Below are 16,469 nucleotides of genomic sequence, written 5' to 3' on the forward strand. Positions count from 1 at the left end.
AATAATTAACGCTTCTTACAAACAAATGCCATTTTTCCAGCACGGTGACTCAATCGTGTTATCTGTGTTTTGCAATACTGGGTTAAGTTCATCCACTGTGATACCACTTTAGGAGACGTGATAGAGCGTGTGTAAATGCGATTATTCAGCGCATAGGCAACGGTGTCATCATCTAACCAGGTATAATCTCGCACCGGTTTTGGTAATACAAACTGTGATGTCACCAATTCTGTTTTTGGTGAATACGTTGCCAGCCATAGCTGATTGTTTTTATTATAAGTAAATGAATAAACCTGCTTGGCTTTATTAAACGCTAAGCTTCTATCAATGTCTTTCGCAACTAGCTTAGGTAAATGGCCATGGGTATCTGTGAAGTGCAGTTCATGTGGCGTGCCCAACACAAATAACATCACCTCTTGCTGTTCACCCCACACGTGATAACCCACAGGATCTATATGTGCCAATAAAGGCGTTGCTTTGCGAGTGCTATCAAATGGATAAAACCAAAGCCGCTGCTTACCTGTACTTTCAACCACAATGGTTGATAGGCCGTCATCGTGAGGGTATAAAGTCGGTGAATATTCCGAGACGGGAGAATTTGTGAGGTTACGCGTTTGCTGCGTGGTAAAGTCATAGAAAAACAAATCTGTTTGACTGCCCTCCAAAGCACTTAACTCTTTGGTAAAATATACGCCGCTATCGGTTGTAAGGGGCTGATTATGGTAACTATCATCCGACGTAATGGCTTTAACTTTAACACCTTGCGGCGTTTTTTCAGCCACAAACAATTGACTACTTGGCATAGCTGAAATGGCATAAATACTGGTAAATGCACACCACAGCGTGCTGATAAAAACTAGAACCTTCATAATATTCCCTGTCTTTTTTGCCTATGATAACCACTTGCTAAACAAAGCACAAAGCTTGCTATCTTGACGGCATCAGGTAACATCAATTTCACAAACGTTCCTAATTACTGAGTTCATGAGGCGAATATGTCGCAAAAACATCCGATAATAGCCATTACAGGTAGCTCTGGTGCAGGAACAACGACCACCACCAATGCTATCAAACATATCTTTCGTAGTCTTGATGCCAATGCTGCATTAATTGAAGGGGACAGCTTTCACCGTTATACCCGCCCAGAAATGGATAAGCTCAAACGTGAAGCATTACAAGAAGGCAAACACATCAGCTACTTTGGCAAAGAAGCCAATGACTTTTGTGCGCTAGAGGAGCTTTTTGACAATTATGGTCAGCTCGGTGAAGGCCGTGTTCGCCGGTATTTGCATACTTTTGATGATGCCGTTCCGTATAATCAGCTGCCCGGCACATTTACTCCTTACCAACAGCTTGATAAAAATACCGATGTGCTTTTTTATGAGGGCCTCCATGGAGGGGTAGTAACACAAGAGCATGACGTTGCTAAACACGTCGATTTACTCATCGGTATGGTGCCAATTATTAACCTTGAATGGATCCAAAAAATGATCCGTGACACCAACGAAAGAGGTCATTCACGCGAAGCTGTGATGAGCTCGATTGTGCGCAGTATGGATGATTACATTACCCACATTACTCCCCAATTCTCACGTACCCATATCAACTTTCAACGAGTACCGACAGTCGACACGTCAAACCCATTTAGCGCCAAAGATATTCCCTCTTTAGATGAAAGTTTTGTGGTGATCCGTTTTCGCGGTATCGACGACGTTAATTTCCCTTACTACCTGCAAATGATAGAAGGCAGCTTTATGTCAAGAATGAATACCCTTGTCGTACCAGGTGGGAAAATGGGCTTAGCAATGGAACTAGTATTAACCCCGCTTATCAAAGATCTATTACTCAAAAAGCGTGCTTTAGAAAGCATGGTACAGGTCGACTTACCTATTTAACCTCAGCTCTGGATAAGCGAATTTGCCCAATAAAGCTATTTTTCTCACGCTCGGCGTTGCTTTCATTTGTAATAGCCCGCTATTACTGCATAAAAGCGCCTTGATATTGAGCAAAGTATCATCATTGGATTGTACGTATGTTTGTTTTCAAAACACTTTCTATTCCAAAGCCCTTATCCAAACCTGAGGTTATTTAACTTGCGGGCAAATAACAGCAAGCTTACACTGTTCGCTCTTTTGTACAGCACGAGATTTCAATGACACAGTTAAGCATCTTAGTCGGCTCGCAAAACCCAATAAAAATAAATGCTGCAAAGCAGGTTTTTAGCAATTACTTTCCTGGTAAGACTATCCATTGCGAAGGCCTGCATGCGCCTTCCTTGGTGCCAGAGCAACCCTTAGGGGAAGAACAAACACGACTTGGCGCACAAAATAGAGTCGAGTATTTAATGCAGCACCACAACGCAGACTATTATTGTGCAATGGAGGGCGGCGCACACCAGTTTAGCTATGGCCCTGCAACATTTGCTTATGTCGTAATAGCAAATTCACAACACACCAGTGTAAACCGCAGCAGTAACCTGCCGCTCCCTCAAGTTATTTTCGACGCACTGATCGCAGGAGAGGAGCTTGGGCCGGTAATGGACAAAACTTTCAACACCACTAATATAAAGCAAAAAGGCGGTGCGATTGGTTTGCTTACTAACAACTTAGCAACCAGAGAAAGTACCTATACGCAAGCCTTAACCCTTGCTATGGCACCTTTCATTCATACAGAACTGTTCAACAATCAATAAAGGGTACTATGAAATACACACATATTTTATTTGATGCCGATGAAACCCTGTTTAGCTTTAATGCATGTGCGGGGTTGCAAGTCATGTTCGCACAATATGGGGTCACGTTTACTGCTGAGCACTTTACAGAGTATCAGCAGGTCAACGTACCACTGTGGCTAGATTATCAGGCAGGCCGTATCGATGCCAAAACATTACAAGTTACCCGCTTTTCATCGTGGGCCAGCAAGCTTAATGTGCCTGCGGAGCAACTCAACGAAGGGTTTTTAATGGCAATGGCTGCAATTTGTGAACCTTTACCCGGTGCGCGCGAATTATTAAATTTGTTACAGGGTAAAGCCAAGCTAGGGATCATTACCAATGGATTTGCCGCATTGCAGCAACGCAGGTTGGCTCACACCGGTCTTACTGAACACTTTGAGCACTTGGTTATTTCTGAGCTGGTTGGCATTGCCAAGCCCGATCCCAAGATTTTCCAACACACTTTATCGCTTTTTGGTGAGCCAGATAAATCTAAAGTACTGATGGTTGGAGATACCCCAAGTAGCGACATTTTAGGCGCGAACCAGTTTGGTATTGATAGCTGTTGGTTACAGCACCAAAATCAAACATGCCCAGCTGACATAAAGCCTACTTATAGTGTGCGCTCATTGACTGAATTAGCCCGTTTGCTGGCTGAGGAATAGTTAAGTAACACAAGAAAAAAGACGATGAGGTTAGAGTGATCTCTAACCTCAAGAATAACACTGTCGGTGAGTTATACCGCGTTACGTTGACGCAACACTTCAAATAAGCATACACCCGTTGCCACAGACACGTTCAAACTTGACACTGTGCCAACCATAGGGATTTTCACCAAAATATCACAATGCTCACGGGTTAAACGGCGCATACCGTCTCCTTCTGCTCCCATGATGATTGCAATTGGACCTGTTAAGCTGGCATCAAACACATGTGTGTCTGTTTCGCCCGCCGTACCAGCAACCCAAACACCCGCCTCTTTAATATCACGCAGAGTACGCGCAAGGTTGGTAACTTGGATCAACGGCACCGTTTCTGCAGCCCCACAGGCAACTTTACGGGCCGTACCGGTTAATTTAGCCGACTTGTCTTTTGGTACTATCACGCCATGTACACCCGCAGCATCAGCACTACGTAAACAAGCACCTAGGTTATGCGGATCAGTGACGCCATCTAATACTAAAAAGAAGGGATTGTCTTCTCTGGCAATGATGTCATCTAAATCACGTTCGCTGTAAGTACGTGCCGCTTTCACATTGGCAATAATACCTTGATGTTGCTCGCCTTTTGATTTGTTATCTAACGCTTTACGTTGCATAAACTGCACCGAAATACCAAATCTACGTGCTTCATTAATGATTGGATTTAAGCGTTTATCTTCACGCCCTTTTAATGCGTAGATCTCTAAAAAGCGCTCAGGCTCTTTGTTTAAAATGGCTTCAATAGAATGAAAACCATAAATTAATTCATTACTCACTGCGTTTATGCTCCAGTGCTTTTACGTTTACGGGCGTTTTTCCCAGGGCGCTTTGCTTTGGCTTTTTTGGCTTTAGGTTTTGCTTTGCCTTTAGTCACTTCAGCACTTGCCGATTTCGCTTTTTTCAGCTTACCTTTCGGCGTGTTTTTTTTACCCTTACTCGGCTTTTTAGACGGCTTACTCTGCTCATTTTGCTGGTCTTTGCCGGGGATTTTACCTGCTTTTAGCTGTGAACGCACACTACTTGGCGCATGTTGTTTTGACTTAGTCTGTGGTTTTGCACGTCGACGTGCGTATCTATCTGGTACCGTCTCTCCCGCCAATACCAAGTTAACTCGACGCTCGTCTAAGCTCACAGACGCAACGGTCACAGTAAGCTTATCACCCAACCGGTAAACTGAGTGAGAGTGCTCACCAATGAGAGTATGTTTGGCCCCATCATATTGGTAATACTCTTGCCCCAAGTTAGAAACATGAATTAAGCCATCAATTTGTAAGTCATCTAAGCGAACAAATAGCCCAAAGTTGGTCACTGACGACACCACCCCAGAGAATTCATCTCCTACATGATCTTGCATATATTCACATTTGAGCCAATCAGCCACTTCTCGGGTCGCATCATCAGCACGTCGTTCAGTGGTCGAGCATTGCTCACCTAACCTATCGACTTCATCATTTTCGTAAACATAGGCACCCGATGTTTGCTGACCTTGGCTTGCTAATATGCCTTTAATCGCTCGATGAACCACTAGATCAGGGTAACGGCGGATAGGCGATGTAAAGTGCGCATATGCAGACAACGCTAATCCATAATGTCCAATGTTATCAGCCTGATACACGGCCTGCTTCATAGAGCGTAATAACATGGTCTGGATCAGTTCTTTTTCTGGACGGTCACCCAATTGTGCCAGCGCCGCCGTTAATTCTTTTGGTTCAGGGTCGTTAGGCAGTAAACTCTCAATGCCTAAGTCATTTAAAAATTGTCTAAAGTGACTGAGCTTTTCTTGATCCGGCTCATCATGAATACGATATAGTGTAGGTGCTTCATGCTTTTCTAGTAATTTAGCCGCCGATACATTGGCTAAAATCATACATTCTTCAATCAGCTTATGCGCATCATTGCGTACCAAGGGCACAATAGATTCAATTTTACGATGGGCGTTAAACACAAAACGTGTTTCAACGGTTTCAAACTCGATGGCACCTCGTGTCTGACGCGCCGACTTCAGTGCCATATACATTTGCTGTAAATCAGTCAAATGCGGCACAACCGCGGCATATTGTTCGCGCAGTATTTCATCACCTTGCAAAATAGCATGTACTTTGGTGTAAGTGAGGCGTGCATGTGAGTTCATGATCGCTTCGCAAAAACGATAACCAGACAACTTACCCGCTTCAGAGACCGTCATTTCTGCCACCATGCATAAGCGGTCGACTTCTGGGTTCAGTGAACACAGTCCATTCGACAGCACTTTAGGAAGCATCGGGATCACTTGCTCAGGAAAATACACTGAGTTACCGCGTTCAATGGCTTCTTTATCCAGTGCACTGCCTTTTGGTACATAATGAGACACATCGGCAATGGCGACCCATAAGCGCCATCCACCTGACTTTTTACGTTCGCAATAGACGGCATCATCAAAGTCACGGGCGTCTTCACCATCAATGGTGACTAACGGTAGCTCGCGCAAATCAACCCGCCCGGCTTTATCAGCTTCTTCAACAAACTCACCATGTTTCGCGACTTGTTCTAACACCGCTTCTGGCCAAACATGCGGAATGTCATGATTGCGTAAAGCCACTTCAATTTCCATGCCTGGCGCCATGTGGTCGCCCAGCACTTCAAGTACCTTACCCACCGCATTCATTTGTCTGCTTGGGCTTTGTGTGATCTCAACCTGCACCATTTGGTTATGGCGGGCACCATTTTCGCTGCCTGGTAATATAATGATATCTTGCGTAATGCGCGGATCTTCTGGCACCACAACCGCAGTGCCATGTTCAACAAAATAACGCCCTACGATTGGTGCTCGTTCACCTGCGAGTACTTTTATAATGCGCGCTTCGACTTTGCCACCAGAACCGCGGCTTGCCGCTTTGGCTAGAACAATATCGCCGTGCAAAACCATATTCATTTGATGTTTTGCAACAAACCAGTCTTTAGGTTCGCCTTCCACCACCAAAAAACCAAAGCCATCACGATGCCCGATCACTCGACCTTTGACCAACCCATCATCGGTTGGGATCACATAACGTTTAAACTTATTGAAATGTAATTGACCGTCACGTTCCATTGCGCGTAAACGACGTTTAAAGGCTATTTGCCGCTCTGATTCGAATACGTTCAAATCACTACAAAGGTGACTAAAGGTGGCCGCTTTTGCTGACACTTTTTTAATGTGATCTAAAATAAATTCACGGCTAGGAACTGGGTTTTCGTATTTATCTTGCTCTCGGCTAAGGTAAGGATCCTGTTTTGACATTCACTATCTTGTTAATGGAGTTATGTTGTTATTTTAACCCAAAATCGAACAATGAGACAGCCGCAGACAATGAAAGTTTTGTGTAGCCCAGTAGCACTGCTAACATACGAACTGGGCCTGTGCGTTTATTTGTTAAAATTTGCCCGTTAAATTGATAAACCAACCTTTCGAGTCATAATCAAAATCCGTTAAATCATCTGAAAATTCAGTAAAGTTATAACCAATACCCACTTTCATATGCTCTCCCACGTGGCGATGAATGGCTGCGAGTGCGCCGCTGCGCTCGTCTTGAGCGCGTTCTACTGATAAATTACGCCATTCTAACGTCGCGTCCCAGCTATGTGCTAAATGATAATCGGCTCTAAGGACATGTAGCTGAGCGGTAGAGTCAAACCAAGGTCCCGCATCACGCTCTAATCGCACCTCTCCTGTACGCTGAGCAAACTTAGCCCCCACTCGCCAGCGCGAAGTTAATCGGTAATTCACATCAACAGACCAAACGGTGCTGCGTTGCTGTGGGGTGCTATCTAAGCCAATGCCATTGAGTTGCTGTGCGGGTGCTAAGTCTTCTAAATAGGTCACACTTGCCATGCCTGACCAAGGGCTTACCTCTATCGGACGATAAGCAAATCCTAGCTGAAACTCTGTAAAATCGCTGTTTAAACCGCTATTGTCGCTCTCAACATCGCTCTCGCTTATCGCTGTGTCAAGGCGTAGCTGCGCACGCCAATCGGGCGACAATTTCGCAGTAAAGTTATGACGCATTAGCCAGTTTGTACGCTGCTCATCATCGGTGCTATCTTGACGATACTCTAACGCACCTGACCAGCGTAGACCTTGGTGCAAATATCCTAACCCTAACGTGACACTGTCTCGCGCCAATTGACCTTGCTCAAATAAATCTATGTCGCCATTTTCAAAGCCAACCTGCACTTGCCAACGTTCGTTAATGCTATGATCAACGCCATAAGCGTGCGTGATGCCCGTTTGACGATCATCTTTTTGGAATTGTTGCTCACCATACACACTGGTTGAATCACTAAAGCGATGCCGAGCGCCCGTTACCCATTGACGCTGTTGACGAGAATTGAGTAAGTCATCTCCATCAGGGTCTAATTGATAATTGAGATATACATTGCCTGACGCACTGTAAGCATAATCAACCCCAGCAACAGCGGCAAAGCCTTGCTTGCCTTGAGATGTTTCGCCTTTAAGTGTGATCGCTTCAGAAATCTGAACCTCTCCCCCAAAGCCAATTCGATCATTGGCCTGACGCGTTACTTCTTTATCGAGTGTACCTTGCACAAACCCATACGCTAACCAGTCTGTTTTAGGATTATATTGCAGTTGTAAAGCCACATCAGTGCGCTGACCTTCATCTGCTTGCCCTACCGGAAGTGCATTTGCAGATGATATAGCATGTAACTGCTCACGCTTATCCATACGGATCCCTGCGCTCACTTGCCATTGCTCAGTCAATTCATGTGCAATGTCTAGCTCAGACGCTTGGCGATGATAACGTGCTTTCACCTTATTCTCGTCAGCTTTAAGTTTAACCTGCGTATCTTCTGTTGCTTGCCAAGTTAATAACACTCCTGCAGTTTGTGCTTCATCTGCATTGACTTGACCAAGTCCCGCAAAGCCTTGTTGTAGCTTTTGCCAATACACATTGACCTTGCCATCGTTATTTAACCCTAATTCGTGCCATGTAGAGGCCGCTTCAACACGCATTCCTTGTGCATTCGTTGGTGTGTCAGCAGACTGCGTATTATCAAAACTAAAGCCTCCATTAAAAGTGCTTAACGCACTCGCGATACCTTGTGTTTCAGCCGCTTCAACTTTCACATAACTGTGTTCACTGTGACGATATATCGCATCCAAGCCATATAAGTTATCATCATATTCATCGAGCTTTTGCTGACGTACTGTTGCGCCGATTTGCACTTTGTCGTTTAACCATTGGCTAATACGGCCACCATAGGTCAAATTATTCAGCTGCGAAAATCCTGCGCTGTATTCATAATTGGCGATTAAATAGGTGGGGTTATTATCTAAGCTTGCAGCACGAACCAATAAATCATCAAATTCAAATGACGACAAAGGTTTGGTGAGCAATATACGCCCTTGCAAGGCATCAATATCATAGTCTTGCCCAGCCACTAATGCTCGACGTACTAACACTAACCCTGAGATTTTATCGCGTACTTCAACGGCTATTTGCTCAGAGCCAATGACAATATCTTGATGTTGCAGATAATAAAGCGAGCCTCCGGTGGCACGATGCGTTTCATAGGCAGGTAGGGTTTCAGCTTCAGCGACAAATAACTCGGCACCCGCGGTACTTTCCCCAAACTGTGTTACATCAGCACTCACATACTTTGCCTGTAGACCGTACAAGCCACGCTCAATTCGGCTTAACTCTGTATCGCTTATTTGCGTATTAAAGTTACCCCATAAAACCTGATTATCATCTTTGGCAATTTTTAAATACAGCTTACCATTACTGGGCGCATCATCTCGTGTGGTTGAGTCATCACCAAATTCACTCGGATGGGCTTGCTCTTCCAAACGCCTGAATAAGCTTTTTGGATCTTTTTGATGAATATTCGACAATAGCGCATTAAGGGGCGCTTCACGGGTATCTAATCGCGCTGTGATTTGATACTCGTCTTGCCACTTTCCTGTGATGTAACCAGCCAAACGGCCCTCAGCAAATAACTCACCATCTTTATGTTGAGTTTTATTCAGTAAATCAACCGGTCCATTATGGCTATTTTGTCCAACCGTTAAGTCAGCCATCGCTACATAAAACCAATCACTTTTTGGTAGTGCTAAATCACGATGGATCAAAGTGCCATTACCATCATCATCCAAAACAGCCACTTCAGCACGATGAAAGCCGGAACGAACAATTTGCTGATGGACAAATTTACGCTCGCGGGTGATAGCCACCACGCGGCCTAAAAAGAACACATGGTGTTGCTCCGGCACTTGCTCGCCATATAACGTCAGCGTGCCTCCTGCTACTTTGATATTTTGCTTTTCTAATTGAGACTTACCGTAGCTTGTCAATAAGTAGCCTGTTACTTTTTCTGGCTCCACCGCAAATTTCGGCCGAAAGTCTGCACTATTGAGCACTGTTTCGTCGAAGCGGCCGCTGTTGTCATATACTCTCAACCGGTACGCTAAGCTCATCCCTAATAAGTTACCGGGTAAACGCCACTTCCCTTCTAAATTATCATTAAGTGACACCTTACTGAGTACCTGCTGATCATCCGGGGCCATAACCAAGACTTCTGCATATTTTATAAAGCTGCTGTAGTTACTGTAACCCTTCAAATGCATCATCAAGGTATTACCCGATTGGGTTAATGCATGTTGAATACTGAGCTTAGGCAGTGCCTCAAGTGGATCGTATTTCAATTGCAGCTGCATTTTTTTTAGCGCCACATCTGCACAGCGCTGTTGATCAGCATTATTGGCGCTATCACCAGACGCAAACGGTTGCCCATCCAGCGTAATGGCCATTGCGGGCTGTGGTAACACGGGATTGTCACATATCAGCTGTCGTTGTGGTCCAGCTTGTATCACTGTTTTGGTTGTGGTTTTTTCTTCAACATACACCGCTATCACTTCAACGCGGCGATTTCGCGCCATGCCCGCTAAAGTAGCATTACTGGCAACCGGTTCTCGATTTGAACGCCCAACAGCAGTAGTCGCATCACTTTTTAGCCCTAATTGCTGGCGAAAGTAGGCCGCCACAATATCTGCTCGATGTTCTGACAAGCCCTGATTGGTTTTATAAATCTTCTTCGCACTCGGGCTAAGTCGTTGACTATCGGCATGGCCAATAAAATGGAGCTTTAATTGTTTTTTACCGCGAAGCTGACCAATAATAAAGTCCATTTCTTGTTTTGTTGAACCAGTCAGAAAATGCTTACCTGACACAAAACGAATCGCAGAATCTTTCACGAAATTGGCTTCTTTGGCGACTTGCTCTGTCTGTGTTTGCTCTACCTCTTTGTCACTGACCCGCGCTAGCGCGTGTAGCACAAAGTGTTTTTGTACTAATTGCTGTTCAGTATTGCTGCTGATACCACTACTTCGCACCATGTTATGTTCTAAGCTCGCGGCCAAAGCGAAACTGCTCATGTTGCAACTCAGTACAGTGATTACTGAAACCGATACAGGGTTTAAAGCACTTAATTTAATCATGGGTAACCCCTTGCTTCGCGCTCTGGGGCTGCGAAAATACCGATTCGACAATTTCTTCTTCCACAGTCAAGGTGTGATCCTTATTGCTGTTTTGCCATTGCTCAACAAGCCATTCTTTTAGATGCGTAACACGCTGTTGCGCTACCTCATAACCTTCATTTTTAGCATCACGGTATGCCAGTCTTATCACCACATCGGTTGATGCAACGGCATTCAGTAGTTGATTTAACTGCACTCGATAGTTTGCTTTAACCTGTCCATTTTCAAATGCTTCATCACTTAATTGAATACGTGCCACACGATGAATGCTGGCAGCAAAGTTAGCTTCCACATTTTTACCTCGTGTAAGACGTACCACTCGAGGGTTTTCTGTCGTCACCCGATACCCTGACGGTAAACTGCGCGTATCAACTTTAATAATGAAGTTGCTACCACGACTTTGATGTGGCACATCAGCACACGCAAGGTGGTAACGACCATATTGATCTGTGGTGATCCAAAGCCCTTGTGCGGTGGCCAGTTTAACTGCTGGTAAGCCGGGTTCTTGGGGATCATGAATGCCATTACGGTTCATATCGTCAAATACTTGCCCAGTTAAATCACTACAGTCCATGATTGAGTCTGGGATCACACGCACGGTTGCATTGGCTATATTTGAAATGCGCTTAGTATTTAAACCACTAAATCGACCACCACTAAACTCAGCCCATGCTTGGTTTATAAACTTGCCTTCACTCACACCTGCACCAACGACAACCAGTAAATCAATCAACACACTTTGCTGAGGTGACAAGGTGCGTCCATTCCAACGCAACTGACGCCCCATTTGTTGTGGCTCTATGAATTGCCCGTCAATGCGAGCACTTCCTGCGACATACTTAAACCCGGCGGGAAGCTGATCAATGAAGTCAACGGGGTTAATGCTTATGTCTGCACGATTATGAATGGCAATTTGATACGGGATCAGCTCACCAATCACCACATCTTGTTTCAGTGCTGTTTTACTCACTTGCACCATACTGTCATCATAAGGATCTAATGGAATATGGTTGTTTACCACATTACCTGATGGCAGTTTTGGCTGGATGAAAAAACGGGTATAGTACTGCGTAGAGTCCATTGAGGCAGTGATGCCTTGTGAATCGCTAGGACATGCCAAAGGATCATGTTTTACCGCCGATAATGTCGGCGCGGTATTTACTTTATGTACCGTCACAGGTAATTCATGGGCACCGACTTTCAATTGCACATCACATACCGGTAACTGCTGTGACAGGCCACTGTAATAACCACTCGGTGAAGTCACTTCTAAACGGTATTCTCCAGCTGGCGCTTGTGCAAATAATAAAAATTGATAGAAGCCATCATCCCCAGTGGTTTGATCCACATTCGGCTGCCCCCCAACCAAATGTAAATCAGGATCAAACCCGACTGGACCTGTGATCTCAATTTTTGCTCCTTGTATTGGCTTGCGTGAATTTACATCGTAAATCACCCCTGATGGGTCAACTGGCAGAGACTGTTCTGGCACATGCTCTCCGGCGCTGAGTACAATGTTTAAAATAGTGCCTTTGTCTGTATTGGTATCAGGATCACCCGATATAGGAATACCGTAAATCACGCCTCCCTGAGGATGACGGAAACGTACTTCGTATACACCAACAGGTAAGCCTTCAAATCGATATTTACCACTTTGATCAGATTCAACAACCGCTAGCGGCTCAGAATCTAATTCGTTAGCTTCACCATTTAATTGATCGGGTAGTAACTCAACTAACCACCCTGCTTGACCGTTACCATCATCATCAGCACGGTTATGGTTATTGTCTTGCCAAACTGCACCGCTGATAGCAGCCGGATCCATTAACTGTTCGCCAAAGTTATACTCCGTCGCATCAGTAATATGGCGCTCTATGATGATTTCACTGATTTGGTCGTCGCCAATTCTCGGGGCAACTACTCCCCCAATACTGCCGGCGGCTTCTTTTCCATCTTGGGTATTTTCTGGTTGTGTCTCTGTCAATACAAAGCCATTTTGATCTGACAAGGGTAAGTTACGGATCTGATAACGACCATAACGATCTGTGGTTGCGGTACGTGACACACTCTGATTGTTTAAATCTACACCTGAAATATGAATCGCAACATCACTTAAACCAATTTCTGAACGCTGTTGCTCGCCATCATCGTTTAAATCAACATACACCGTACCTGCAATATGACTACCACGCTCAGCAAAGTTGTACCCAATGCCCTGCTCTCCAAGCGCTAAGGCAATCTCTAAAAAGCCATCATTGATCACTTCACCACCAAGAGACCCCAATTGCTCCTGTCCATCGAGCCAAGCTGTTGGATGTGTTTGAATTACCTGATAAACACCCGGGCGTAAATAGTCGAACAAAAAGACCCCTTGTTCATTACTGGTCGTGACTATTTCTACCGCTTCATTATCCGTTGTTACTCCGGACAGTGTCAGAGTAACGCCACTAATACCGATGGTTTCATTGTCATCAAGCAAACCATTTTCATCACTGTCTACCCAAACAGTACCGCCAATTGACGCTTTTGGTAATTCCGCAAAATCGAAATACGCATAGTTGTTTGTACCTAACAACTGAGGTGTAGTGATAACGTCTTGGCCTTTAGAGTTGGCGACCAATTGTGCCATCGCCATTTCTTGACCATCCACGTACTGCTCAGGTTGTAGCTGTTCAATTACATACCCTTGTGCTGAGCTCGGGGCTAAATCTGTAAATTGGTATTCACCCAATTCATTGGTTCGTGTTTCATGCTCAACGGCTTCACCGCGATAATCACTCCCTGATAAAGTGATCAAAACATCACTAATGGCAAGCGCTTGATATTCATTTTTACTTAATGGGGCTGGTAGTTTGGCATCATCATCCATATCAACGAATACTCTCCCTTGCACTTCAATTGCATAACGCTCAGTAAAGTTATTGTTGATTAAATCACTACCAGGCCATACCTGGCCAAGTAAAATCACGTCCGTTTGGTCACTTTGGGCAATACGCACCCCATTGACTGCGTCAAAGCTATCAGCATAATTATTAGGCTGAAGCTGACTCAATTGATAACCTTGTTCATCACTTGGCGGCAATGCATTAAATTGGTAATAACCGCCTTCATCAGTTTGCACAGATGATTCAATAAGCTCATTATTAATCGTGAAGCCGCTTAACGTTACTGTGACGTTCGCAATACTGCGCTCGGCTGCACTAAGCAGTGAATTATCGTCTACATCAACAAACACAGAGCCACTCAGGTTTGACAGGGCTAATTCAGCAAATATTAAACTATCAATATCTTGTGATGCGTCGAGTGCAACAGTAAACACGTCATTTTCACCGGTTTGAATTTGACCTGCAAAAGACTCAAGCCCGTCATACCAATCACTAGGCTGTACTTGCTTAACGTGATAACCACCCGCATCGCTGGCTGGCAAGCGTTCAAAGATAAACTCGCCATTTTCATCGCTGGTCAAATTGCGGCTCACAACCTGCCCGTAGCGTGATGTACCTGTCAGTTTAATCTCAACATTGGCGATACCAAGTTCACCATTTTGCACCAAACCGTCATGATTCAAATCACTTATCACCACACCACTAATGCTTGAATTCGCCTGTTCCAACTCGGTAAACAAATAGCCATCTTGCTGAGCACTTTGTGCGACAACAATATTTACAATACGGTCGCTCTCTATGCTTATTACACCTTGCTTGTAATCAAGGCCATCTAAATAATCCGCTGGTTGAGATTGAAGCAAGCTATAACCTGCAGAGTTCGATGCGTATAACTGCTCAAACTTAAAATCCCCCTCGCTGTTGGTAACGACCGTTGCTTGGACAGAACGATCAAATATATCTGCCCCTTGCAAAATCACAGTTACATTCGCTAATCCACTGTCTGTTGCCTCGAATTGACCATTTTGTTGTTGGTCAACAAATACGCGCCCAGTTATTACCGCATCATTCACAGGTGCTAACTCCGTAAACTCTGCCGTTAATACATTGCTGCCCGTTACACGCAACTGAGCAATAATATCGGTATTGTCACTGTTGCTTATTAAGCTGTCTTGCACATAATCTTTACCATCAAAGTGATATGCAGGTTGTACTTGGGTAAGCGAATAACCCTGTGCATCAGACGCATAAAGTTGTGTAAATGACGTTCTACCTTGACTATCTGTTAGCGCACTGAGATTTACATTTTCACCCAGTATATTCTTACCCGATAAAGATACTTCTGTATTCGCCAAAGCGGAATCTGTCGTATCCAACTGCCCATTTTGATTTTTATCTGCAAATACAATGACATTAATAGCACTGTCGTTAGCAGGTAATTGTTCGGTTAAATCAACATGTGTCGTACTTGAAGTGGCAACGCTGACTGTAACGACATCGTCAGGGTTGGTTTGTTTGGTATTATTAAGGTAGTCTGCGCCATCAACATATACATCAGACTGTGTATGAGTAAGGCGATACCCCTCACTATTTGCAGCATACAGCTTTATAAATTCAAAGTGACCCTGACTGTCTGATATCGTATTCAATGATATTTCATTATCAAATAAATCTTTGCCAACCAATTTAATTACATAGCCAGAAAGCGTTTTATCATTCGTACTGAATTGACCATCTTGCGCAACATCAACAAAAATAGTGCCTGTGATTTTGGCATCATTGGCTGGTAACTGCTCAGTAAAATCTAACCGTATATGTGCTGAGTTCACCAATGCTATATTATCGACCATATCACTTTTTTGACTATTGCTAATCGCCTTAGCTGCTAAGTAGTCGATACCATCATTGTACAAGGCAGGATGAACCTGTTTTACAGTATAGCCTTGGCTATTCGAGGCAAATAAGTTATCAAATGCATAATTCCCCAGCTGATCGGTCGTGGTTTTTAAATTCACCTCACGACCTAGAACATCTTGCCCTGAAAGGATCAGTTCAACGCCAGAAATATGTCTATCTTGGGACTGCTCAGTCCCATCTTGCGCAACATCAAGGTAAACTCGGCCACTGATCTTCGCCTCATTATTAGGATGCTTTTCAGTAAATAAAACCGCGCCTTTCGCTAATGCCACCTGATGTAATTTAATCCCATCTTGCTCTTTAACCACAGAACCAGATAAGTAATCTCGCCCATCTAGATAAACATCGACCTTTCCTTGCGACAGCCAATAACCATCAGGCGAGGGCTGGCGTAACCCTGTAAATACAAACTCACCATTATTATTTGACGTTGTACTTAACTTAATATCAAAGCCAAATTCATCTTTCCCTGATAGCTCGAATGTAATATTTGCTAGGCCTTTATCGCCTTCACCAAATACTTTGTCCTGATTAACATCTAAAATCACTCGCCCTTCAAGCCGTAAACTTCCTGCATTAGGTAGCTCGGTAAAGATCACCTTGCTTGGTTTACCTACCGTGGTGATCTTCACCGCGTTTTTGCCTGCATAGGTATTCTTTATGCCATCGAGGTAATCTTGGCCGTCTTCATAGCTGGGTGTGTCTGCGCGTGTTACCACATACCCGTCTGCATCAGGTTG

Annotated in this window: 8 protein-coding genes; 3 read left to right on the plus strand and 5 right to left on the minus strand. The window is 44.3% G+C overall.

The window, feature by feature from the left end; translation table 11 throughout:
• Window positions 1-5 precede the first annotated feature (5 nt).
• Entirely contained in the window at window positions 6-869 is an 864-nt protein-coding gene (locus CWC18_RS11280) for a hypothetical protein (protein ID WP_138675283.1), read from the minus strand.
• Window positions 870-995: 126 nt separating this feature from the next.
• Between CWC18_RS11280 and CWC18_RS11285 the strand changes: the two genes are divergently transcribed.
• From CWC18_RS11285 to yjjG, 3 genes are all read left to right on the plus strand, one after another.
• On the plus strand, window positions 996-1,895 hold the full coding sequence (locus CWC18_RS11285) for a phosphoribulokinase (RefSeq protein WP_010366600.1): 900 nt from the start codon (window positions 996-998) through the stop codon (window positions 1,893-1,895).
• A gap of 257 nt (window positions 1,896-2,152) precedes the next feature.
• A complete protein-coding gene (gene yjjX / locus CWC18_RS11290) occupies window positions 2,153-2,692 on the plus strand; it encodes an inosine/xanthosine triphosphatase (protein ID WP_138591013.1) in 540 nt (179 codons plus the stop codon).
• Between the two features lie 8 nt (window positions 2,693-2,700).
• Window positions 2,701-3,378, plus strand: a complete 678-nt coding sequence (gene yjjG / locus CWC18_RS11295) for a pyrimidine 5'-nucleotidase (protein ID WP_138675284.1) — start codon at window positions 2,701-2,703, stop codon at window positions 3,376-3,378.
• A 71-nt stretch (window positions 3,379-3,449) separates the two neighbouring features.
• On the opposite strand, the gene rlmB is transcribed toward yjjG, so the two are convergent.
• From rlmB to CWC18_RS11315, 4 genes are all read right to left on the minus strand, one after another.
• Window positions 3,450-4,190, minus strand: a complete 741-nt coding sequence (gene rlmB, locus CWC18_RS11300; RefSeq protein ID WP_138591017.1) for a 23S rRNA (guanosine(2251)-2'-O)-methyltransferase RlmB — start codon at window positions 4,188-4,190, stop codon at window positions 3,450-3,452.
• Between the two features lie 5 nt (window positions 4,191-4,195).
• Entirely contained in the window at window positions 4,196-6,673 is a 2,478-nt protein-coding gene (gene rnr, locus CWC18_RS11305) for a ribonuclease R (protein ID WP_138675285.1), read from the minus strand.
• A 132-nt stretch (window positions 6,674-6,805) separates the two neighbouring features.
• On the minus strand, window positions 6,806-10,888 hold the full coding sequence (locus CWC18_RS11310) for an OmpA family protein (protein ID WP_138675286.1): 4,083 nt from the start codon (window positions 10,886-10,888) through the stop codon (window positions 6,806-6,808).
• Window positions 10,881-16,448 carry an SdrD B-like domain-containing protein gene (locus CWC18_RS11315; RefSeq protein ID WP_212747728.1) on the minus strand — a complete coding sequence of 1,856 codons (5,568 nt, stop codon included), beginning with the start codon at window positions 16,446-16,448 and terminating at the stop codon, window positions 10,881-10,883. Before CWC18_RS11315 ends, CWC18_RS11310 begins: the two co-directional genes overlap by 8 nt.
• Between the last annotated feature and the right edge of the window lie 21 nt (window positions 16,449-16,469).

The organism is Pseudoalteromonas aurantia (assembly GCF_005886875.1).
Taxonomy (GTDB): domain Bacteria; phylum Pseudomonadota; class Gammaproteobacteria; order Enterobacterales; family Alteromonadaceae; genus Pseudoalteromonas; species Pseudoalteromonas aurantia_A.